Origin of the sequence: Bacillus sp. CD3-5, assembly GCF_006349665.1 — a bacterium.
GTDB classification, from domain to species: domain Bacteria; phylum Bacillota; class Bacilli; order Bacillales; family Bacillaceae_G; genus Bacillus_A; species Bacillus_A paranthracis.
Genome location: NZ_VEPX01000010.1, coordinates 40,217 through 62,133, shown reverse-complemented (window position 1 = coordinate 62,133; position 21,917 = coordinate 40,217). Strand labels below are relative to the sequence as shown.

At 35.8% G+C, this 21,917-nt stretch carries 28 protein-coding genes; 17 read left to right on the top strand and 11 right to left on the bottom strand.

Annotated elements, in window-relative coordinates:
- Positions 1-127: 127 nt before the first annotated feature.
- The gene (locus tag FH036_RS18620) at positions 128-307 is read right to left on the bottom strand and encodes a YjzC family protein (protein ID WP_000531421.1); all 180 of its coding nucleotides are present in this window, start codon (positions 305-307) and stop codon (positions 128-130) included.
- 494 nt (positions 308-801) lie between these two features.
- On the opposite strand from FH036_RS18620, the gene FH036_RS18615 reads away from it, so the two are divergent.
- The 3 genes from FH036_RS18615 to FH036_RS18605 all read left to right on the top strand — a co-directional run bounded on the left by FH036_RS18615 (position 802) and on the right by FH036_RS18605 (position 2,055).
- Complete coding sequence (locus tag FH036_RS18615; RefSeq protein WP_001041237.1) at positions 802-1,611, top strand: Cof-type HAD-IIB family hydrolase; 810 nt, start codon at positions 802-804, stop codon at positions 1,609-1,611.
- A gap of 105 nt (positions 1,612-1,716) precedes the next feature.
- Positions 1,717-1,857 (top strand): hypothetical protein, encoded by a 141-nt coding sequence (locus FH036_RS18610; RefSeq protein WP_000516816.1) that lies wholly within the window; start codon positions 1,717-1,719, stop codon positions 1,855-1,857.
- A complete protein-coding gene (locus tag FH036_RS18605) occupies positions 1,858-2,055 on the top strand; it encodes a DUF3813 domain-containing protein (RefSeq protein ID WP_000527392.1) in 198 nt (65 codons plus the stop codon). It abuts the gene before it with no gap.
- A gap of 25 nt (positions 2,056-2,080) precedes the next feature.
- Here the strand turns inward: FH036_RS18605 and FH036_RS18600 are convergent, their stop codons facing one another.
- The gene (locus tag FH036_RS18600) at positions 2,081-2,938 is read right to left on the bottom strand and encodes a YitT family protein (protein ID WP_000364453.1); all 858 of its coding nucleotides are present in this window, start codon (positions 2,936-2,938) and stop codon (positions 2,081-2,083) included.
- A gap of 100 nt (positions 2,939-3,038) precedes the next feature.
- Between FH036_RS18600 and FH036_RS18595 the strand changes: the two genes are divergently transcribed.
- Positions 3,039-3,170 (top strand): DUF3941 domain-containing protein, encoded by a 132-nt coding sequence (locus FH036_RS18595; RefSeq protein ID WP_001120845.1) that lies wholly within the window; start codon positions 3,039-3,041, stop codon positions 3,168-3,170.
- Between the two features lie 130 nt (positions 3,171-3,300).
- Positions 3,301-4,158 carry a peptidylprolyl isomerase PrsA gene (prsA, locus tag FH036_RS18590; protein WP_001214229.1) on the top strand — a complete coding sequence of 286 codons (858 nt, stop codon included), beginning with the start codon at positions 3,301-3,303 and terminating at the stop codon, positions 4,156-4,158.
- A gap of 49 nt (positions 4,159-4,207) precedes the next feature.
- Here prsA and FH036_RS18585 read toward each other — a convergent pair whose 3' ends face one another.
- A complete protein-coding gene (locus FH036_RS18585; RefSeq protein ID WP_000281266.1) occupies positions 4,208-5,062 on the bottom strand; it encodes a CvfB family protein in 855 nt (284 codons plus the stop codon).
- A gap of 246 nt (positions 5,063-5,308) precedes the next feature.
- On the opposite strand from FH036_RS18585, the gene FH036_RS18580 reads away from it, so the two are divergent.
- Complete coding sequence (locus FH036_RS18580) at positions 5,309-5,800, top strand: YajQ family cyclic di-GMP-binding protein (protein WP_001040153.1); 492 nt, start codon at positions 5,309-5,311, stop codon at positions 5,798-5,800.
- Positions 5,801-6,283: 483 nt separating this feature from the next.
- On the opposite strand, the gene FH036_RS18575 is transcribed toward FH036_RS18580, so the two are convergent.
- Both FH036_RS18575 and FH036_RS18570 read right to left on the bottom strand, forming a co-directional pair.
- Positions 6,284-7,186 carry a helix-turn-helix domain-containing protein gene (locus FH036_RS18575; protein WP_000397905.1) on the bottom strand — a complete coding sequence of 301 codons (903 nt, stop codon included), beginning with the start codon at positions 7,184-7,186 and terminating at the stop codon, positions 6,284-6,286.
- Between the two features lie 316 nt (positions 7,187-7,502).
- Entirely contained in the window at positions 7,503-8,804 is a 1,302-nt protein-coding gene (locus FH036_RS18570; protein WP_139896074.1) for an alpha-amylase family glycosyl hydrolase, read from the bottom strand.
- A 213-nt stretch (positions 8,805-9,017) separates the two neighbouring features.
- On the opposite strand from FH036_RS18570, the gene FH036_RS18560 reads away from it, so the two are divergent.
- Complete coding sequence (locus FH036_RS18560) at positions 9,018-10,250, top strand: ammonium transporter (protein WP_139896073.1); 1,233 nt, start codon at positions 9,018-9,020, stop codon at positions 10,248-10,250.
- A 422-nt stretch (positions 10,251-10,672) separates the two neighbouring features.
- On the opposite strand, the gene katB is transcribed toward FH036_RS18560, so the two are convergent.
- From katB to asnB, 3 genes are all read right to left on the bottom strand, one after another.
- Positions 10,673-12,139: a catalase KatB gene (katB, locus tag FH036_RS18555; protein ID WP_044792704.1), complete on the bottom strand. Its 1,467-nt coding sequence runs from the start codon at positions 12,137-12,139 to the stop codon at positions 10,673-10,675.
- 59 nt (positions 12,140-12,198) lie between these two features.
- Positions 12,199-13,158 carry a ferrochelatase gene (hemH, locus tag FH036_RS18550; RefSeq protein WP_139896072.1) on the bottom strand — a complete coding sequence of 320 codons (960 nt, stop codon included), beginning with the start codon at positions 13,156-13,158 and terminating at the stop codon, positions 12,199-12,201.
- Positions 13,159-13,346: 188 nt separating this feature from the next.
- Entirely contained in the window at positions 13,347-15,194 is a 1,848-nt protein-coding gene (gene asnB / locus FH036_RS18545; protein ID WP_000333961.1) for an asparagine synthase (glutamine-hydrolyzing), read from the bottom strand.
- A 238-nt stretch (positions 15,195-15,432) separates the two neighbouring features.
- Between asnB and FH036_RS18540 the strand changes: the two genes are divergently transcribed.
- Positions 15,433-15,987 (top strand): DUF2777 domain-containing protein, encoded by a 555-nt coding sequence (locus tag FH036_RS18540; protein WP_139896071.1) that lies wholly within the window; start codon positions 15,433-15,435, stop codon positions 15,985-15,987.
- Between the two features lie 54 nt (positions 15,988-16,041).
- On the opposite strand, the gene FH036_RS18535 is transcribed toward FH036_RS18540, so the two are convergent.
- Positions 16,042-16,410, bottom strand: a complete 369-nt coding sequence (locus FH036_RS18535; RefSeq protein ID WP_000233504.1) for a YisL family protein — start codon at positions 16,408-16,410, stop codon at positions 16,042-16,044.
- 150 nt (positions 16,411-16,560) lie between these two features.
- On the opposite strand from FH036_RS18535, the gene rocD reads away from it, so the two are divergent.
- Together rocD and FH036_RS18525 are read left to right on the top strand one after the other, a co-directional pair.
- The gene (gene rocD, locus FH036_RS18530) at positions 16,561-17,751 is read left to right on the top strand and encodes an ornithine aminotransferase (RefSeq protein ID WP_139896070.1); all 1,191 of its coding nucleotides are present in this window, start codon (positions 16,561-16,563) and stop codon (positions 17,749-17,751) included.
- A 110-nt stretch (positions 17,752-17,861) separates the two neighbouring features.
- Positions 17,862-18,146 carry a hypothetical protein gene (locus FH036_RS18525; RefSeq protein WP_000926867.1) on the top strand — a complete coding sequence of 95 codons (285 nt, stop codon included), beginning with the start codon at positions 17,862-17,864 and terminating at the stop codon, positions 18,144-18,146.
- 35 nt (positions 18,147-18,181) lie between these two features.
- On the opposite strand, the gene FH036_RS18520 is transcribed toward FH036_RS18525, so the two are convergent.
- Positions 18,182-19,081: a fumarylacetoacetate hydrolase family protein gene (locus FH036_RS18520; protein WP_001241724.1), complete on the bottom strand. Its 900-nt coding sequence runs from the start codon at positions 19,079-19,081 to the stop codon at positions 18,182-18,184.
- A 247-nt stretch (positions 19,082-19,328) separates the two neighbouring features.
- Between FH036_RS18520 and FH036_RS18515 the strand changes: the two genes are divergently transcribed.
- The 7 genes from FH036_RS18515 to gerPF all read left to right on the top strand — a co-directional run bounded on the left by FH036_RS18515 (position 19,329) and on the right by gerPF (position 21,590).
- Positions 19,329-19,508: an aspartyl-phosphate phosphatase Spo0E family protein gene (locus tag FH036_RS18515; RefSeq protein ID WP_000462850.1), complete on the top strand. Its 180-nt coding sequence runs from the start codon at positions 19,329-19,331 to the stop codon at positions 19,506-19,508.
- Positions 19,509-19,604: 96 nt separating this feature from the next.
- The gene (gerPA, locus tag FH036_RS18510; RefSeq protein WP_001111188.1) at positions 19,605-19,826 is read left to right on the top strand and encodes a spore germination protein GerPA; all 222 of its coding nucleotides are present in this window, start codon (positions 19,605-19,607) and stop codon (positions 19,824-19,826) included.
- Positions 19,827-19,840: 14 nt separating this feature from the next.
- Entirely contained in the window at positions 19,841-20,047 is a 207-nt protein-coding gene (gene gerPB, locus FH036_RS18505; protein ID WP_001012508.1) for a spore germination protein GerPB, read from the top strand.
- Between the two features lie 67 nt (positions 20,048-20,114).
- Positions 20,115-20,729 (top strand): spore germination protein GerPC, encoded by a 615-nt coding sequence (gene gerPC, locus FH036_RS18500; protein ID WP_001070747.1) that lies wholly within the window; start codon positions 20,115-20,117, stop codon positions 20,727-20,729.
- A 6-nt stretch (positions 20,730-20,735) separates the two neighbouring features.
- Positions 20,736-20,930 carry a spore germination protein GerPD gene (gerPD, locus tag FH036_RS18495; RefSeq protein WP_001052802.1) on the top strand — a complete coding sequence of 65 codons (195 nt, stop codon included), beginning with the start codon at positions 20,736-20,738 and terminating at the stop codon, positions 20,928-20,930.
- Between the two features lie 15 nt (positions 20,931-20,945).
- Positions 20,946-21,332 carry a spore germination protein GerPE gene (locus FH036_RS18490; protein WP_000902334.1) on the top strand — a complete coding sequence of 129 codons (387 nt, stop codon included), beginning with the start codon at positions 20,946-20,948 and terminating at the stop codon, positions 21,330-21,332.
- Between the two features lie 42 nt (positions 21,333-21,374).
- On the top strand, positions 21,375-21,590 hold the full coding sequence (gerPF, locus tag FH036_RS18485) for a spore germination protein GerPF (RefSeq protein ID WP_001141566.1): 216 nt from the start codon (positions 21,375-21,377) through the stop codon (positions 21,588-21,590).
- Between the two features lie 32 nt (positions 21,591-21,622).
- On the opposite strand, the gene FH036_RS18480 is transcribed toward gerPF, so the two are convergent.
- Positions 21,623-21,910 carry an RNA polymerase alpha subunit C-terminal domain-containing protein gene (locus FH036_RS18480; protein WP_000845836.1) on the bottom strand — a complete coding sequence of 96 codons (288 nt, stop codon included), beginning with the start codon at positions 21,908-21,910 and terminating at the stop codon, positions 21,623-21,625.
- Positions 21,911-21,917: the final 7 nt, after the last annotated feature.

Below are 21,917 nucleotides of genomic sequence, written 5' to 3'. Positions count from 1 at the left end.
TATGTATTTTCAAACTTATTATTTGAAAAAGAAAAAGGGAAAATTCATTATGCTACTTAAAAAAGTACGGTAAATGAAATTATAATTTATGACGACAAAAAAGCCGCAATAACGATTGCGGCTTCTGTTACGGTTTTCTTTTATACGTCCACTGACGGTTATGATTTGTGTTATCTGGAAACTTTTCACCAGCAGTTAGTTTTACCATTTGCGGATCTTTCACCATACTTCCCGTTTCACCAATTTCTACGTAAATGCCATCATTCGGCGCTTTTTGTCCAGAACGAAACCTACGATTTTGTCCCATTTCCATTCTCCTTCCATGACGTCTTTGCCTCATTAGTATATCCATTTTAAAAGAAAGCTTGTCTGTCATGTTTAGGAAACAAGTACTACATTTCATTCTTGTACATATACATGAATGACACAAGCTTAAAGCAGGGATTTCTTCCCTATTTGTAGAAAAAAAAGAAACCAACCTACTATAGGCCAGTTTCAAAGGAGAGTCAAACATATACGAGAAGATTACATGTTCATTATAAGCCTCATCCTACGAACAATGTAACCCTTTTCACAATTTGTCCATAATGAAAGAAACATTGTTTGAACTTTCTAAAAAGATGTTGACTTTTCTTAATTTCCAGCGAGAAATAGTAGACACCGCAACACTTTGCGACGTAAGATGGATATATAGTGAAGTTTCCATCTTTGGTGGTCTCATCCAGCTTAACCTCTTATTTCTGCATATTAAAACGGAAATACAGATCGAAACAAAAATAAATTATTATAAGAGGTGAAATTATGAACAAACAGCATTTAATCGCACTAGACTTAGACGGCACTTTATTAACAGACAACAAAATAATTTCCACTCGAACGAAACATACAATTGCAAAAGCAAAGGAACAAGGACATATCGTTGTTATTTCAACAGGACGTCCATTCCGCGCTAGTTATGATTACTATAAAGAACTCGGTTTAAATACACCAATCGTAAACTTTAATGGCGCATACGTACATCATCCTCTTGATTCAAAGTGGGGCACACATCACTCTCCTCTTGAGCTAGCAACAGCGCAAGAAATTGTCCGAGCTTGCTTTGATTTTGGCGTAAAAAATATATACGCTGAAGTAATGGACGATGTGTATGTTCGTGAAATTGATGAAGATAAAAAACATATTTTCGAATTCGGTTCTCCAAACATTTTTACAGGAGACTTATTAAATATTTTAAACGATCATCCAACTTGCTTATTAATTGACGCACATGACGAGCATTCTACTGCAATTCGTCAACATTTAACTGATATGCATGCCGAAGTAATCGACCATAGAAAATGGGGTGCACCTTGGCCGATTATTGAAATCGTAAAAAGCGGATTAAATAAAGCTGTCGGATTACAAAAAATTTCTAGTCATTATAACATTCCACAAGAACGAATTATCGCTTTCGGTGACGAGGATAACGACTTTGAAATGATTGAATTTGCTGGTCACGGCATCGCAATGGGAAATGCCATCCCTGAATTAAAATCACTCGCAAACCATACGACGTTAACGAACGAAGAAGATGGTATTGCTCTATATTTAGAAGAGGTTCTTGGATTGTAATCTAAAAATTCCCTGCTTATAGTTTCTCGCCAAACGCTCATACTATCATTAGACGCATAAGTTAGCGCGTCGATTGTTTTCAGCTAAATAAAGGGGGTTTTTCGAATGGGTAAAAAGAACAAATCAAAACGTTTTATCCAACAAGGAGCCGATGCTGTTATGAAGCATGATGCAAGATTCCCGTACAGAGGTACATTAGCTGAGGCAGAAAAAGCGAGAAGTAACTCTTCTTTTGGAGGGGTCTAAATGGGGAATTTACTATTCCAACAAGCTAGAGATGCTGTTGCAAATGCCGTATCTTGTTCAAGCGGCGCCGAGCAACAAGATCTCGTATATAGAGCAAAAAACGCTTTGCACTCTGCTTACGCAAACTCTTCAACAGCTGAAAAAGTTCAGCTACGTGAAATGCAAGAGCAGTTGCAAAACATTACGAATGCACATTAAAAAAGAGGACCAGCTTTGGTCCTCTTTAATCTTTTCGAAACAATCCGAACACCCCAACTGTTTGCAGTACGTTTGTAAATGCACCTGGGTCCACTTGTTTAATAACCCTCTCCAATTCATACAGTTCGTAACGAGTAATAACAATCATTAACATTTCCTTATTTTCATTCGTATAAGCACCAGTTGCTGGTATAGTTGTAATCCCCCTCACTAAGCGTGAGTGAATCGCCTTTCGTACATCCGCCCCATTCTTCGTAACGATTAACGCCGTAATCTTCACATGACGCGTATGAATCGCATCGATGATTCGCGTTGAAACATACAAAGTCACCAAAGTATATAATGCTTTTTCCCATCCATACACATAACCAGCGGCGATAATAATCAGTGCATTAAAGAAGAAAAAATACGTACCGACAGGCTTGTCTTTAATCTTTGATAAAATCATGGCGATTATATCTAAACCACCTGTAGAAGCCCCCCACTTCAACGCAATCCCTACCCCGATTGCTGAAATAAGCCCACCAAAAATTGCATTTAATATGATGTCGTTTGAAACTGCTCTAACTGGGATAATTTCTAAAAACATAGTCATAAAGATAACGCAAAGAAAACTAAAGAAAGTAAAGGCCTTTCCAACCTTTTTCCATGCTAAAATAACGACTGGAATGTTAAACAAGCTAAATAATACCCCAGTTGATATGTGAATAGATAAAAAATCACCTAATATTTGTGATAGCAATTGAGACAATCCAGCAAAGCCACTTGCATACACTTTCGCTGGCGTTAAAAATAAATTCATTCCAATCGCATTTAACAAACCTGCGACGATTACAACGATTAACTTCTTTATAAGTTCGGTATAATTCAACTTCAAATCCATTTCCAATCCACCTTCATTATTCATGAATACACTGCTATACATAGTCTTTACGAAAAAGGAAATGATAAACGTACAACGTTTAGAAATGGAGTTGATACATATGCCACATACGAGTGATAACGACAAAAAAGCACGCGATAATAATGCAAAACGCGCGCAAAAAAATGAGCAAGAACAAAAGAATATAGAGCAAGGTAAGCGTGCCTATTCTAAAAAGACCGATCACCTTTGATTCCATCGTACACCAACAATATTGTTGGTGTACTTTTTTTACAGTTTACAGGGAAAAAACATTAAAAATTCACTTCATGTTCACTTCTATATTCTACAATAGCGATAACATATTCGGATGAGGTGTTAGCATGAGAGGAAAACACATTTTCATTATTACTGCACTACTAAGTATATTAATGCTATCTGCTTGTGGACAAAAAAACGACTCAGATACAGTCGCTACAGCAACAGACTCAACCATTACGAAGAGCGACTTCGAAAAACAGTTGAAAGATCGTTACGGAAAAGACATGCTGTACGAAATGATGGCGCAAGACGTTATCACGAAAAAATATAAAGTATCTGACGATGATGTAGATAAAGAATTACAAAAAGCCAAAAATCAATACGGAGACCAATTTAAAAACGTATTGAAAAACAATGGTTTAAAAGATGAAGCTGATTTCAAAAATCAAATTAAGTTCAAACTTGCTATGAATGAAGCGATTAAGAAAAGTATTACAGAAAAAGACGTGAAAGACCACTACAAACCAGAAATTAAAGCGAGCCACATTTTAGTAAGTGACGAAAATGAAGCGAAAGAAATAAAGAAAAAATTAGATGCTGGTGCTTCATTTGAAGAACTAGCAAAACAAGAATCGCAAGACCTACTATCAAAAGAAAAAGGCGGAGACCTCGGATATTTCAATTCAGGTAGAATGGCACCTGAATTTGAAACTGCTGCCTATAAACTAAAGGTCGGACAAATTAGCAATCCCGTTACATCACCAAACGGTTATCATATTATTAAATTAACTGATAAAAAAGAATTAAAACCCTATGATGAAGTGAAAGACTCTATTCGCAAAAACTTAGAAGAAGAACGTATCTCTGACCCTATATTCGGCAAAAAACTATTGCAAGATGAATTGAAAAAAGCAAATATTAAAATAAACGATAGTGAGTTAAAAGATACGTTTACTCTTGTACATGAGCAAGGGAATTAAAAAAGCACCACCTTATAGGTAAAATATAAGGTGGTGCTTTTTATTTCCTTTATTTCTTAAAGTACGTCCAACCTTCTTCTTGGTAAACCTTTTCTTCTTTCATCAACTTACCAAGTGCACGCTTAAATGCAGCTTTACTCATATTGAAACGTTCTTTAATGTCTTCTGGATAGCTCTTATCCCAAAACGGCATTGCTCCGCCTCGTTCTTCCATATATGCATAAATCACTGCAGCATCATCTTCCATTCCTTCTTCTTTACGAGGAAGAAGGGAGATGTTAATTGTACCGTCATCTTTTACATCAATAATTCGTCCCGTTACACGTTGACCGATGCGAACTTGCTCTTTTCTTTCTGTATGATGTAAAAATGCACGGAAATGCTCATCTGTTAATACGAACGAACCAACTTGAAGTGAACGATACACACGTCCGTTTACGTTTTTATTACGCATAGATGGTGTCGCATCTACAACGATTTCTTGCATATCACTATCTCTTGCTGGAAGAGCAATTAAACGATCACGATTCGTTAATTTTAACGTACAATATAATTCGTCTCCAACTTCTGGCCATACTGGCATATAAATTGGGAATTCATCAGCTGGAATTAGTATATCTTTTGATACACCAATATCAACAAACACACCTAAACTCGGAATAACTTCTACAACCTTTACCCAGTTCCAATCATACGTTGTAATAATTGGCTCCTTCATTGTTGCTGAAATACGATTTTGGTGATCAAGGTATAAGAATACGTCAATCGTATCGCCTTCTTCAATTTCTCCAGCTACTTCATTTTTATGTAGGAAAATTTCTTCTTCTTCATTCCCAACCATATATCCGATTTCCGTTTCGCGTAAAACAGTTACCTGTTCAATCGATCCTATTTGTAAATACATATTTTTTTAATTCCCTTCTATATATATAAAATGAACTTTTTAACTTTTTATATTTTTATCATTCCAAACAAAAGTTAATTATAACACGATTTTCTCTTTATTTGTCCAACTGCCCAAAATTCACTATAATAAAATGAGGTTACATCATTATAAGTATGAAAACACTTAAGTCTAAGCTCGTTTTCAGCTATACTTTAGTATGTACAGTACATAAAAAGAGTAGAAATTTATTTGGAGGTGCTAACTATGGCAAAAGATAGTTCTTTTGACATCGTTTCGAAAGTAGAATTACCTGAAGTAACAAACGCAATTAACACTGCATTAAAAGAAATCCAAAACCGATATGACTTTAAAGGAAGTAAAAGTGATATTAAACTTGAGAAAGAAGTACTTGTTTTAACTTCTGACGATGAGTTCAAATTAGAGCAAGTAAAAGACGTTCTTATTTCTAAACTCGTAAAACGTAACGTTCCAATTAAGAACTTAGATTACGGAAAAGTTGAAGCGGCGGCTGGTAACACTGTTCGCCAACGCGCAACACTTCAACAAGGTATCGATAAAGATAACGCAAAAAAAATTAACAATATCATTAAAGAAATGAAATTAAAAGTAAAAACACAAGTACAAGATGATCAAGTACGTGTTACAGCGAAAAGCCGTGATGACTTACAAGCAGTTATCGCAGCAGTTCGTAGCGCTGACTTACCGATTGACGTACAATTTATTAACTACCGCTAAAAAGAAAAACATCCTCTATGTAGAGGATGTTTTTCTTTTTAGCGGGTAAAAGTCTAAGCTTACGGGCAATCGGATAAATTTTATGCATAAATGAAGAAGACCCTTTTAAAAATCGGAACAAAAACCTCCTTCCCCAATCAAATGTAACAAATTATGAGTATATGAATATTTTCCACCCTTTCCTGTAATGTAAAATTAGTAAGGAATTTATTTTATGAAAAATGTTAATTAAAAAGAGTTAGAAGTGGTTATTTGAAGAAATTAATACTATGTTTTTTATTAACTACATTCTGTCTATATATTGCAGGGTGTTCTAATAATATAACTACACCTGGGGATACATCTAAAACTTCAACACCTGCGAATTGTAAATACATCAACAAAGCTTGGTATAAGAAACCTACGAACTGTAATAATCGATGATATAAGTCATAAAAAAGACACCATTAGGTGCTTTTTTTATAGAGAATAATAAGATGTTCATCAGAAATTATGAGTGATTTTTTTATTTTGTTGTTCAAAATATTTTTCTTTAACTATTTTTATCAGATCTTCTTTTTCTGTTAGTTCAAAGATAAATAATGCTTTTTTCATATTATCAGCTACATCTTCTTCATTACATTGTTTCAGCTTTAGCATGTTCCAAGCTTTCCCATAGTATAATTCGCCTAATAAATATAAAGTATTTAGATTAATAGCTAATTTAATACCCATATCATTGTATTTTATTGCCTCTTCATGTTGATTTGCATGACCTAACATTTTCCCTAAATTAAAAATGATTTTTAATTTAACCTCTTTATCTCTAGGGAAATCTAACTTATTAAAATTAGTTAAACATCTTCTTAATATAGTAATACTCTTTTCATATTCTTTATTTGCCCAATGAAATATAGCCATCGACTGCATAATATCTATTTCTCTTTCCGATAAAAAATCACCATTCGTTACAGTTAGTTTTAGTGCATTATTTAAAAGATTTAAAGCAGTTTTTATTGATTTATTCACATAAAATATAGCAATCGCTTCATGCCATATTAGAAATTGTTTATCTTCTTTTAACTGGAAATTATTTTCGGTTTTCTCTTGTTTCACTATTTCATAAAGTTCATTATATTGTTTTTGTTTTGTACAATCTCTCATTACACATTTTACATTTTCTACATATTTTAGTTTTTTGTTTTGAGTTAGTGCGAAAATATGATTTGGATCAATACCAAGTCTTTCAGATAATTGATATAACAATACGCTAGATGGATAAATCATACCTTTTTCTATTTTGCTAATTTGACTTTGCGAACATATTCCATGACACAATTCAGATTGTGATATATTCTTTTTCATTCTAAGTTCTTTAATGGTAATACCCAAATCGTAAAATTCCATTTTTCCTCCTCAAATATAGCCCTCAATGAGTAACAAAATACTTTTTACCCTTTAATGTAATGTAAAATTAGTATATTTTCAATTATTGTTGCTTCTATCGATTTTTTTACCTCTTTGTTCAGTTGCATTTCGAGGTGAGAGTCTTACTTCAAAGAAAAACAGACTAGAGAGAAAGTTTTCTCCTTAGCCTGTCCCACCAAACAAATTTCCCATCGTCACTGTTATCCCCAAAATACAGAATTACGAATACGATAAGAAGACTTAAACATCTCACCTCATCACGCACTTTTAATTGAACACAAAAGAGAATATCCCCTTATTTCCGCCTCTTTTTAACCACAATTAAAAAAGCAATAAACACTACGTTCACACCGACGATTAAAGAAATAAATAGCCAATTCACACCTGTTTCCCCGTTAACTTTATACACATTCGATTCCTCACGCTTTAAAACGAGATAAAATTTTCCGTTTTCTTCTCTTATAATTTCATCTTCTAACAATCCCCTTAGCTCTTGTTTTTCACCAATCGCACTTGCAGGTAAAGCAACTTTTTGTGTTTCTTTCGTATTATTAATCGCTACTACTGTCACTTCATCTTTATACTTTCTCTTTAGTACACTCATTCCATCTTTATCGTATAGAAGCTCAAACGTACCGCGGCGTAAAGATGGCCTCGCTTGTCTAAGCTCACCGAGTTTCGTTATGTGTTGCATAAACTTTTCATCTGATTTGAAGTCCATTAATCGTCTATTATCTGGCGTACCTCCTCCATCCAATGCAATTTCAGTTCCGTAATAAAAATTCGGAATACCTGGTGTTGTTAATAAATATGTAAGAGCTAGTTTCAAACGAGATGGTGGATAATTCATATTCTCTTTTGCAATACGAGCAAATCTTTTTGTATCTTGATTATCTAAAAAAGTAGCGGCTGCTCCGTCTTTTTTACTTACATCATATAAAGGTTTCACCGATACATCCGCTTTGGAAAACGCATCTACTATTTTTTCGTTGTATTCACTATCTTCTTTTGTCATAACTCGAAAATCTTTCTTTATCACTTGCATATCTTTTTGCACATCATCCCAAAAAGCAGGCGACTTTTTTTCACTATGTATTACATAACTTGCATCTAAATCAACTTCTTTGATCCACCATTTCATCGAGTCGATTACTTGTTGTTCGTTTTCTCCAAGCGGAAATTGAAATACAACTTTCATTCCTTTTGCATGAGCTTCTTGCACAAGTTCTTTCACATCATTTTCCGTTCCGAAATGTTCATTTACCTTCTGAAAATTGCGCACGTCTAACCCATCGTATTTTACACTTTCAAAAAGCGGCGAAAGCATAACAGTAGTAAATCCCATTTTTTTTATGTAATCCAGTCTTTTTATAATACCTCTTATATCTCCGCCCTGATATCCTTCTAAATTGTCAACTTCTAACTGTTTGTCATTTTTCGGTTCCCCATTATTAAAACGATCAATCATAATGGAATATATAACTTCGTCTCGCCACTCTCTTTTTTCGTCTGCAAATGTATGTATTGGTACAAACAAAACGACAGCTAAACAAAAACAAATGAATAGTTTCCTAGTATGTATTTTCCCCACACGCATCCCCCATGTATTTTAATTGTAAGAATATTATACCAATTATCCAAACGAATCGCATACGTTGATTTCATTCTTATCAAATTAATACATGTTAGGTTTTCTAACATTGCATATAAAACTTTTTGAATTTTTAGTTGATTTTTCTTTTTATTTCGAATATGATATGAAACATAACAAATTGATGTTATTTTTTCTAACATTATAGGAGGAGAGAGAATGAATACAGGAGATACAGTTTTTATGTTTGTAGCGACAGTAATGGTCATGTTAATGACACCAGGATTAGCACTTTTTTATGGAGGTATGGTTCGCAGTAAAAACGTACTCAGTACGACAATGCATAGTTATAGCGCAATGGCTATCGTTTCGATTCAATGGATTGTAATTGGTTATTCTTTATCATTCGGACCAGATTGGCACGGACTTATCGGCACATTCGATTGGTTCGGTTTAAACGGAGTTAGCTACGCACCAAATCCAGACTACTCATCTACTATTCCTCACAATTTATTTATGATGTTTCAACTTATGTTCGCTATTTTAACTCCCGCTTTAATTTCAGGAGCATTTGCCGAAAGAATGCGATTTTCAGCTTTCCTTATTTTCATCCTTCTATGGACAACAATCGTTTACAATCCTGTCGCTCATTGGGTATGGGGCGTTGGCGGATGGCTAAGAGAACTTGGCGCCTTAGACTTCGCTGGCGGTAATGTCGTTCATATTACATCTGGCGTGGCTGGCCTTGTATTAGCTATTTTCCTTGGAAAACGCAAAAACATAAACGGTTCGTCTCCTCATCATTTACCATTTACGATGTTAGGCGCTGGGCTACTATGGTTCGGCTGGTTCGGTTTTAACGTCGGAAGCGCATTATCTTTAAATGATGTAGCTTTAACTGCATTTATTAATACAAATATAGCTGCCGCTGCCTCCGCATTAACTTGGATGCTTTCAGAATGGTTCTTCCAATCAAAGCCGACTGCGATGGGAGCTGCTTGCGGCGTTGTTTCCGGTTTAGTCGCTATTACACCAGCTTGCGGGTTCGTTACACCTTTCTCAGCTCTTCTTATCGGAGCAATTGGCGGCGTATTATGCTTCGGAGCAGTCTTTTTCTTAAAAACAAAATTCGGATACGACGATACACTCGATGCATTTGGATGTCACGGCATCGGCGGAACTTGGGGCGGCATTGCGACAGGACTATTTGCAACTACCACCGTAAACAGTGATGGCGCTAACGGATTATTTTACGGAAACGCCGCGCTGCTGTTTAAACAACTTATAGCAATCGGCGCAACATATGCGTTCACAATTATAATGACGTACGCGATTATTAAAGCGATTAACTTCTTCCTCCCTGTCCGGGTAGATGAGCACGAGGAACATATGGGACTTGATATTTCAATGCATGGGGAGAAAGCTTATGAATATACTGAGCGAGTGAACTAAAAAAGAGATGCAATCTATTGATAGTAGATTGCATCTCTTTTTATTAGACTTGCCGGCAGCATACCCTGAGCGGTATTAATATAAATATATCAGCGATTCTTCGGATATATCGACGATTTTTCAAATATATCAGCGATTATTTCAATATATCGACGTTTCGACACGATATATCGATTTACCAACAAATTCCGACATAACGAAACTGAAGAATACCCGCGTGTAACTTTACATAAACAAAAAAAGACGACCGTTTCATAACGAGGCCACTGAAAAAGTGGTTGCTTTGAAAAAATAACACATATTTCATCAATATGTTGAAATTAAAAAGGATCCCATCATCTGTATATAGTAGGTGATGGGATCCTTTTTCTTATGAAGTGGAGTTTTTCAGTGCCCTCTTCATAACAATCGTCTTTTCCAATTTATTTCGGAGCATTTCCTACATATTGCGTAATATCAACGTTTAATGCTTGCGCTAAACGCATACCGTACTCTTGATCTGCACGGAAGAAGTTACATACAGCTAGTAATTTCGTACGTTCATTTACGTCTTTTAAGTCATTTGTTAAGTTTGCAATTAAGTTGTCTTGCTCTTCTTTAGAGAATGAACGGTAACGCTCACCTGCTTGTTTGAAATCATTTGGTTTGTCAATTTTTTCACGAGATACGTAGCCTTCTACTTTCATAGTTGAATCTCGGTAAGCTGGGTCTTCAACTGGATTTTCAGCATGACGGCTCGGTTCGTAGTTAATTGTAGATGGGTTTTGACCCACTTGCATCGCACCATCACGTTGTTGGTTATGAACAGCTGCGTATGGGCAGTTTACAGGAATTTGTAAGTAGTTTGCACCAAGGCGGTAACGCTGTGTATCTGGATAAGAGAATAAACGACCTTGTAATAATTTATCTTCAGATGGTTCAATACCATTTACAGTTGCACTTGGAGAGAACGCCACTTGTTCTACTTCAGCAAAGAAGTTTTTCGGGTTACGATTTAACGTCATTGTCCCTACTTCTATTAATGGAAAACGATCTTCTGGCCAAACTTTCGTTGGATCTAACGGATCAAAATCTAAAGAATCCGTTTCTTCTAGTTGCATCACTTGTACGTGTAAATCCCACTTCGGATAATTTCCTTTTTCGATTGCATCGAATAAGTCACGAGTTGCATGGTTAAAGTCTTTTCCTTGTACTTCTTGCACTTCTTTTGCACTTAAGTTACGTACACCTTGCTGTGGTTTCCAGTGATATTTAATGTAGACGATTTTACCTTCTGCATTAATCCATTTGAATGAATGTACACCGAAACCTTCCATTTCACGATAGCTTGCTGGTGTACCGTAATCAGAAAATACCCATGTCATCATATGTGTAGATTCTGGACTTAACGTCATGAAATCCCAGTAACGATCTGGTGTTTGAATATTTGTATCAGGTGCTGGTTTTAAAGAATGCACCATATCAGGGAATTTAATTGCATCACGAATGAAGAAGACTGGTAAATGGTTACCTACAATATCGTAATTTCCTTCTTCTGTATAAAATTTAACAGCGAAACCGCGTGGATCACGTGCTGTTTCAGGAGAACCTTGACCATGAATAACCGTTGAAAAACGAACAAACACAGGTGTTTCAGTTCCTTCATTTTGTAAAAATGCTGCTTTCGTATATTTCTTCATGCTGTTTTTCGTTACGAATACACCGTGAGCACCTGCACCACGTGCATGCACAACACGCTCTGGAATACGTTCACGATCAAAGTGAGCTAGTTTTTCTACTAAATGATAGTCTTCTAATAATACTGGTCCACGGCGACCAGCTGTACGAGAATTTTGGTTATCTCCGACCGGAGCACCTTGGTTTGTTGTTAAGCGATTATTTGGATTCATCTAGGGGGATCCTCCTCTTTCTTTCATAGTAATTATTATTTATTTAAAATTATTATAAATTAATTATTATTCAAAATTAGTTCTTTGTCAACTATTTCTTTCATTTTTCTGGAAACAATTGTAGCTAAACATTCAATAAATGTAGATTGTGCATTCGGCATATTTGGTCTAAAATACGCAGCATTTAATTCATCCGTCACAACTTTACACTCGTAATCGTTGTCATATAAAACTTCTAAATGCTCTGCCACAAAACCAACTGGGCAATATATGAAAGATTTATATCTATGCTCTTCAAATAAATCTCTCGTTACATCTTGCACATCCGGTCCAATCCATGGATCAGGTGTATTTCCGGCACTTTGCCAACCAATTGTATAGTTTTGGATGTTTGCAGCTGCTGCGATTAAATCCGCTGTATGCTGCAATTGCTCCACATAAGGATCACCTACTGCAATAATTTTTTCTGGTAAACTATGCGCTGAAAAAATTACGACCGCTTTCTCTTTATCTTCAATTTTTGTAAATGTTTCTTTTATTTGATCTGCCCAATACGAAATAAATTTCGGTTCATCATACCATTGTTTAATTGGTTCAATAACAGGACCACCTATTTCCTCCGAGAGACGAATTGCACGCTCGTTATATGCCTTAATGCTAAAGGTAGAATAATGCGGCGCTAATACGATACTAATTGCTTGCTCAATTCCATCGCGCTTCATCTCTTCTACTGCATCTTCTATAAACGGAGCAGTATGTTTTAAGCCTAAGTAACAATTAAATTCATACTCTGTAAACATATTATTCATTGAGTCTGTTAATTTATGCGCTTGCTCTTTCGTAATTTTTGCAAGCGGTGAAATTCCACCAATCGCTTTATAGCGCCCGATTAAGTCTTGAAGTGCTTCTTCGGAAGGTTTACGACCGTGGCGAATATGTGTGTAGTACGCTTCTACATCAGCTAATGATTCTGGTGTTCCATACGCCATTACGAGTAAACCTATTTTTTTCTTCGTCATCTATATAACACCTCAATTTTGTAAATGAGAATCTTTTTCAAGAACATTTGTTTCCAATTATAACAACTAATAATAAGTCCGTAAAGATAATTATTCTAAATAAGTATTTTTTCTAATATGATTTTGAATTTTATATGACAATTTATTTAATAAAAAGCGACTTACTTATAAAGTAAGTCGCTTTTCTCCTATTCTTTAATATTTACTCCATATTCTTTAAACCAAACGTGAATTTGTGCTAAATGAGCTAAAAGTTGTGGCCCAGTCATTAATTGACCATACCATGGCGTTTGGAATGCACTGCCGCCTGACTCAATTAATCCACTCAGCTGTTCTTTATCAAATAGCTCGTGTAAAATCGAGCCTTTATCTGTTAATAAATCTTGTATCCATACTGTTACTGCTTTCGTATAGTGCGGATTATGTGTTTTTGGATACGGGCTCTTCTTTCTATATAATATCTCATTTGGAAGTAACCCTTCTAACGCTTTACGCAATAGACCTTTTTCGCGGTTTTTATACATTTTCATTTCCCAAGGAATATTCCACGCATATTCGACAAGACGATGATCCGCAAATGGAACACGTACTTCTAAGCTCGCCCCCATACTCATACGGTCTTTTCTGTCTAATAATGTTGTCATAAACCATACCATATTTAAATAAAATAATTGGCGTCTTTTCGCTTCTAGCGGACTTTCCCCATCTAAAATAGGAACTTCTTGAATCGATTCCTCATAACGTTGTTGCACATATTGTTGTAAATTTAATTTATTTCTCCATTCTTTCTTTAGCAATTGTTCACGCGCTTCTGTAGAACGCATCCACGGAAATGCGCTCGATTGTAAATCATCTTCTCTATAAAACCACGGATAACCACCAAATATTTCATCTGCACATTCCCCAGATAAACCGACGACAAAATCTTGTTTAATTTCGCGGCAAAACCATAATAATGACGAATCGATATCTGCCATACCAGGCAAATCACGAACGAGTACCGCTTCTGTTAAATACTGCGCTAATTGTTCATTTGAAATGACGCAGCGATGATGGATCGTTTGAAACGTCTCCGTCATCAAATGAATAAATGGTGCATCTGAATTTGGCTGAAACGCATTTGCTTTAAAGTATTTGTCATTATCTTCGTAATCAACCGAATACGTGTGTAATTGACCTTTTCCCGATCTTTCGTATTCTTTTGCAGCAATTGCTGTTATAGCGCTTGAATCTACACCGCCTGATAAAAAAGTGCATAATGGTACATCAGAAACGAGCTGCCTTGTAATCGAATCTTGTAATAAAAAGCGTGTTTTTTCTACTGTTTCTTCAAAGGAATCTTCATGCTTTTTACTTTCTACATTCCAATATCTCCATATGCATAAACCGTTCTTTGAAAATGTCATCGCATGACCTGGACGTAATTCTTTTATACCAGCATATATACCGTGACCAGGCGTTCTAGATGGTCCAAGGCCGAATATTTCAGATAATCCTTCTAACGTCACTTCCGCCTTCACATCTGGATGCACCAATATCGCTTTTAACTCTGAACCAAATAGTAATCGCCCACTGTCATATTTATAAAATAGTGGTTTTACCCCTAATCGATCACGCGCAATAAACACTTGTTCTTTCTGTTCATCCCATACAGCAAACGCATATATACCGTTTAAATGATCGACACATTCTTCTTTCCATTCGATATAAGAAGCTAACAATACTTCCGTATCAGAGTGACCTTTGAACGTATATCCTCTTCTTAATAGTTCCTTTCGAATATCTTCCGTGTTATAAAGTTCGCCGTTATAGCAAATTGCATAATTTGCTTCATCTTTTAAACAAGTCATCGGCTGTTTACCACCTTCAGGATCAACAACGATTAACCGTTTATGCCCAAATGCGACATTGCCTTTAATCCAAACTTTATTATCATCTGGGCCACGCTTCGCTAACGTCTCAGCCATCTTCGTAACGATGTCCCGTTCTCCTTCTAATGAGCGTTTATAATCCACCCATCCTGTAATCCCGCACATATAAATCATCCTTCCATCTTATTTCTTTTCTTGAACGTACAGTAACCCCACTCTAAAAGTGCGGATCAAAAAAATGACAAACTTGACGATAACCTACTATCCACATATGGAATAGCATTTTCACTCAGTAAAACGTGTTTTATTGTATGCCCGCCTATGTCCGGATGTGTCTAGTTATAAAGAATGCACGAACTGTCTATAACAGAGATAACTACTTTTCATAAAGGAGAAATCGTGTATGATACAACGTAAACATATTTTATATAACCAGCCCCGCGCTCATACAGTCGGTAATGTAGAATATATAAACAATGAATGGGTATTCTTTGATGATGAAAATGAGGAAGCATTTTTATTAGAAGATATTGCCGGTGATGGCTTTGAAATTTTATATAACAACAACTGGCTACCAGCTCGTTTCTATGAACAAGATATATTACAAATCGCCAACGAACAGCACCACTTGCAAAACGGGGAAATGATACGAATTCGAAAAAAATTACTTCTTAGTTATACGGAATGGCTTGAGGAGTTACCTGACTCTGTCTTTGCCTTATTAACAGAGGCATTGCAATCCCTTCACTACTCTTTATATGATTGCATGTATTGTCATAATTATTTATCTTTCTTACCGAAAGAAGAAGCATGCGAAGGAGTTAATATTCTTTTGTTTGATAACGAAGAGATGATTTGTACATTGCAGCACCATTTTGTTCGTCATGCTGCGTCAAATAAAAATATGTTTCGTTTTACGAAAGTAAACGGAGAAGAGTTTCATATTGATGCGACATAAAATAAAAAACCACCTTATCTCCCAAGTTTTTGAGATTATAAGGTGGTTTTATTTTTATTTGAACACGTACCAGTTAATTGGTAATTTCAATCCAAGATAAATTACCGCGACAAGCGAAACAATAAATAAGCCCCAAACCGCCCCTGTTGGTTTGTTTTTGCTCATTTTTACAAGAACCATTTCCATTCCGCCGATAACTAAAATACCAGCTAACATTTTCATGCCGTACCACATGTGCATGCTACCTGTTGCTGTCTTCACAATACTCATGTACAACATGAAGCCTGACACAATAATTAAGATATACATTAGGCGAAGCCCCATATGTACACCTTTCCCTTTTCTTCCTGCTGAATAAAGTGAATACGCAACGAAAAATAAAATTAAACCTAACGCCCATGCTGTAATATGCATATGTACCATCGTATCCCTTACCTCCTCTTTTCACACTTTTTCACTCTATATGATAACATGTTCATTTATTTTCAGGAAATGTTTCGCTTTTTTACATTTAAATGCTATAATATTTAGAGTATTTACAAACTTCTTGTAATAACAAAAGGGGGAACAATCATGATTCAAACTAAGGATATTATCGAACTTACAGACACATACGGGGCAAATAACTATCACCCACTTCCAATCGTTATTTCTAAAGCAGAAGGTGTTTGGGTAGAAGATCCTGAAGGAAACCGCTATATGGACTTATTAAGTGCATATTCTGCAGTAAACCAAGGTCATCGTCACCCGAAAATTATTAACGCTTTAATTGACCAAGCTAATCGTGTTACGTTAACTTCTCGTGCTTTCCATAGCGATCAATTAGGTCCTTGGTACGAAAAAGTTGCGAAACTAACTAATAAAGAAATGGTACTTCCAATGAATACAGGTGCTGAAGCTGTTGAAACTGCAATTAAAACAGTTCGTCGCTGGGCTTATGATGTGAAGAAAGTAGAAGCAAACCGCGCTGAAATCATCGTTTGTGAAGATAACTTCCACGGACGTACAATGGGTGCTGTTTCTATGTCTTCAAACGAAGAGTACAAGCGTGGATTCGGTCCAATGCTTCCTGGCATCGTTGTAATTCCTTACGGTGATTTAGAAGCGTTAAAAGCTGCAATTACACCAAACACAGCAGCATTCATTTTAGAGCCAATTCAAGGTGAAGCAGGAATTAACATCCCACCAGCTGGTTACTTAAAAGAAGCTTTTGAAGTATGTAAAAAAGAAAACGTTTTATTTGTAGCAGATGAAATCCAAACTGGCTTAGGACGTACTGGTAAAGTATTTGCTTGTGACTGGGACAATGTAACTCCTGACATGTACATACTTGGTAAAGCACTTGGCGGCGGTGTGTTCCCAATCTCTTGCGTAGCAGCAAACCGCGACATTTTAGGTGTATTTGAGCCAGGTTCTCACGGTTCTACATTCGGTGGTAATCCACTTGCATGTGCTGTTTCTATCGCGGCTCTTGAAGTGTTAGAAGAAGAAAAATTAACAGAGCGTTCTCTTCAATTAGGTGAAAAATTAGTTGGACAATTAAAAGAGATTGATAACCCAATGATCACTGAAGTTCGCGGTAAAGGTTTATTTATCGGTATCGAATTAAACGAACCAGCTCGTCCTTACTGTGAACAACTAAAAGCAGCTGGACTGTTATGTAAAGAAACACACGAAAATGTAATTCGTATCGCACCACCTCTAGTAATCTCTGAAGAAGATTTAGAGTGGGCATTCCAAAAAATTAAAGCTGTATTATCGTAATAATAGAGAGGTTGTTCTACACGTTAGGACAACCTCTTTCTTTTTATATTGATTTATACTAAAATTAAATTGTAATTTTCTGTATTTTAAAATCACAAAGGAGGTGCGATATGTTATTAAGATATGGCAAACATATTAACTATTTAGCTACATCTTTTCTTTTCGTTACATTCTTTGGCTTCCTACTTTCTGTAACATTGCTTAGTCACTACTCAACTCCCACTACATTCACACTACTGAAAGCATCATTTTGGACTACTGTTATTCTTACTATTATTGGTTTTGGACGAGAAAAAAGCGCACTTACGGTTATACTATTTGGCATTTGTACACTTGCAGTCATTGGTCTTTACACTTTTTCCGTTATCGATTACCTCTATCACCCAAGACCATAGAAAAGAGCTATCTTTTCATAAGATAGCTCTTTTCTTCACTTCACTACATTTCGCAAAGTACCAATTCCTTCTACTGTAACGACTACTTCATCACCCGCATGCAAAAACTTCGGTGGCGTGAAACCTTTGCCAACACCAGCTGGCGTTCCTGTTGCGATAATATCTCCTGGTTCTAACGTCATTCCTTTACTTATCGTTGAAATGATTTCTTCTATTGAAAAAATCATTTTATTTGTATTTGAAGTTTGCCTTACTTCCCCATTTACTATCGTTTCAATGTGTAACGCATTTGGCGCACTAATCATCGATTTATGAATTAAATACGGTCCCATCGGACAAAATGTATCGAAACTTTTTCCAAGGAAAAATTGTTTATGCTTCCTTTGAATGTCACGAGCAGTTATATCATTTATAATGGTATAACCAAAAACATGCTCAAGCGCTTTTTCTTTTTTTATTTGTTTCCCTCGCTTACCAATGACAATAGCTAGTTCTCCTTCATAGTCTAATTCATTCGTTGCGTGGGGATGACTATTAATTTTTTCATCCATTCCAATAACTGTCGTTGGCGCTTTCGTAAAGATCATTATATTTTCTGGAATTGACTCTACTCCGCCCATTTCTATCGCATGTTGACGATAGTTTTTTCCAACGCACAAAATATTCTTTCTCGGCCTTGGAATCGGTGCTAATATTTTCACCTCAGTTAACGGATAATACGCCGCCCCTTCATTTTCCTTCGCCCAATTTACAATATCACATATTTTTTCAAAACATTCGGTTCCTCTTTCAATACACTCTAACATTGTAATGGGGATTGTAACCTTTTCTCCCTTTTGCCTTTGCGCTTCTCTTAAGTGCAATACCTTTTCTTCCTCTTCATCCACAATACCTACAAATACCTTTTCTTCTTTTTTCGCCGTTACCAAACGCAATATTTCCACTCTCCATCCTAAAACTCATACCTTTTAATTGTATTCGCATCCGTAAGAAAAAAACCTTCTCATACACGCTAATTTTTACAATATTCTTCTCATACCCTATTCGTTACTTCTTTATCATTTGGCATAAAATGTAGAAATTTTACTTTTTTTAGCGAATGCATTTCTTTTTTATGAAGTTTTTGTATAATATGTACTACATATATACAAAAAATTTCATTTAGAGATGGAGCCGATTTCAATGTTTGAGCAAGCGATTGAAAAAAAACGTGAAAAAATGATTTATTTTGCTGAACGCTACGGAATGACTTCTCAAAAAACAGTGGATTGTAGCCAAGAACTGGACAGGCTCTTAAATGTAATTTGGCATGTACATACGGATATTCATCCTAACCAAACACTCGACACGCACACACAATAACGTGTGTGTTTCTTTTATTTCAAAAAAACACACATTTTATTGAAAACGCCCATACAATAATAGAAAAGAAAATTTTAAAAACGAAAGGTGTTTTGTATGCCAGCTATGGTCGGACATATTCGTATCGTCAATATTGGATCAAGTGGTATTTTTCATATTGGAGATGTATTTGCGATTAGGCCTATTAGTTATTCACGTGCTTTTGCGGGGGCCGGCTCTTTTAACGTTGGAGATAACGTTTCTGTCTACAATTATCAAAGCGCAACGACTGTTAATGATTCAGATGTCGTTGATCAAGCGATAATTGGTTCAACTTAAAGGGGGCGATTGTATTGAATTTTTATGTAAACCAAAGCATCATCATTAACAGTATTAAAATTGATAGCATTACAACCTCTTCTGTATTCCAAATTGGTACTGCCGGAAGTATTAAAGCCCTATCTAAATTCTCAAATACTGGCGGATTTACAGAACCCCTTCGCCCATTACAGGCAAAAGGACAAATTATTTCTATCAAACCATCAACTAGTTCTTCTTAAGACATCCTTGTCATAAATATATAGTAGGAATATATTTACCCTCCCTATTGAAAAGGAGGTTTCACAAATGAATCAAGATATATATACTTACTTACACCAACTTCAACAAGCTCTTCAAGCACAACAAGCGACCATTCTTAACTTAGAAGATCAAGTTCGTCAATTACAAGAAGAGCTTAATGAATTAAAAAGTCGCCCCTCCTCTTCTATAGGAAAAGTGGAATATAAATTCGATCAATTAAAAGTAGAAAATTTAAATGGCACTTTAAATATTGGATTAAATCCATTTTCAACAAAAGGACAACAAATTGAGGATTTTCAAGTTGACACGGAAACTTTGAAGGTCAATCCTGAAACAGATACAAACCCAGACTTTTACCAAGGTATCCTTCAGGAAATGCATCGTTACTTAGATGAAGAAGCATATAATCGAATTCTCCATTTTGAACAAGAAGAGAGAACGCCGCTCGATGAAATGTATCGACAAATGATGGTTGACGACATAAAGAAACAGATGGAGCATAGACTTCCTTATTATTTATCACAAGCACAATCACATGAAGGGATTTCAACAGATCCAGATTATTTACGAGATATCATTATTCAAGCTATGAAACATGATATCGACAAAGCCTTCCTCTCTTTTATTCAACACATACCGGGCAATTTCCGAAAGGAGTAAGTATGTATGAACCTTAACGTTGTAAACCGCGAGTTCAAAGTCGGACAGATTAAAATGAACGGTGTATCGTCGTCCGCACTCTTTTTAATTGGGGATGCAAATTTCCTCATTCTATCTTCTATTCTTGATACGCCGTTTGAAACTGTTACAGAGGGTCCATTTGTGCCATTAGTAACAGATGTCCCTCCTACTCCAGGTTAAGGAGACTGAGAAATTATGTTACATCACGTGTCTATTGTCCAAAATGTTTCTATTGTTTCGTTAGGGATTGCTGCCGTATTTCAAGTTGGGGATGCAAATCAAATGGAATTAAAAAGTAGAGCTCTTGCCGTTCACCGGGAATTCCCTTGTTATATAAAAGACGAAGGTCGCTTAGATGCATTTGAAATCTTTACAGATGAATACATTACAATCCCGAAACGAACGACAGATGTAAAATTAAACATTATAAATGAGTGTCCTTTTATTGAAGTGAATAACGTTGAATTGCGCACACTTTTAAACTCTGGTGGATTTCAAATTGGAAATGTTGATTATGTTTTTAATAACTCTCGTATTATGCAAATTCGCCAATATATTACAGATGAACCTTCCGCACAATAATTCATATAGTAATTACAAAGTTTAGTAAAGTAGGTGGATGGTATGCCTTCTGTTGTTGGAAATCTCGTCGTGCAAAACAGTAATGGTTCTTTCAATTTAGGGGATTTTTATAATGTGTCTCCGAAAGAGAATACGAAAGCGTATAACGGATCCGGAGCTTCCAATGTCGGGTTTGTCGTGAATACGTTTAACGGTGTTAGTGCAACAAATACGTTTGATTCTGATGTGGCCGATCAAGATCAGATTGGAACAGCGTAAAAAAAGTAGGAGAATATCTCCTACTTTTTCTTTTATTTAAATGATAACCCGCTCTCCTCCAAAGCCTTTCTAAGCTTTGGCATAGACGTAGGTCCCATACCATGCAGTTTTAAAATTTCTTTTTCACTATACTTTGAGAGTTCTTCTATCGTTTGAATTCCATGATGCTCTAGCGCGTTTCGTGCTGGTGATGAAAGAAGTGAAAGAAACCCTGTTTTAGGTTTCTTTTCTTTCTCACAAGCTGGGCAAGTTGGACAATCGCTACTTTTATAATATTCATGTCCTTTTTCACACGTTCTTAACGTTTTTTCCGTTTTCATTTTCAAG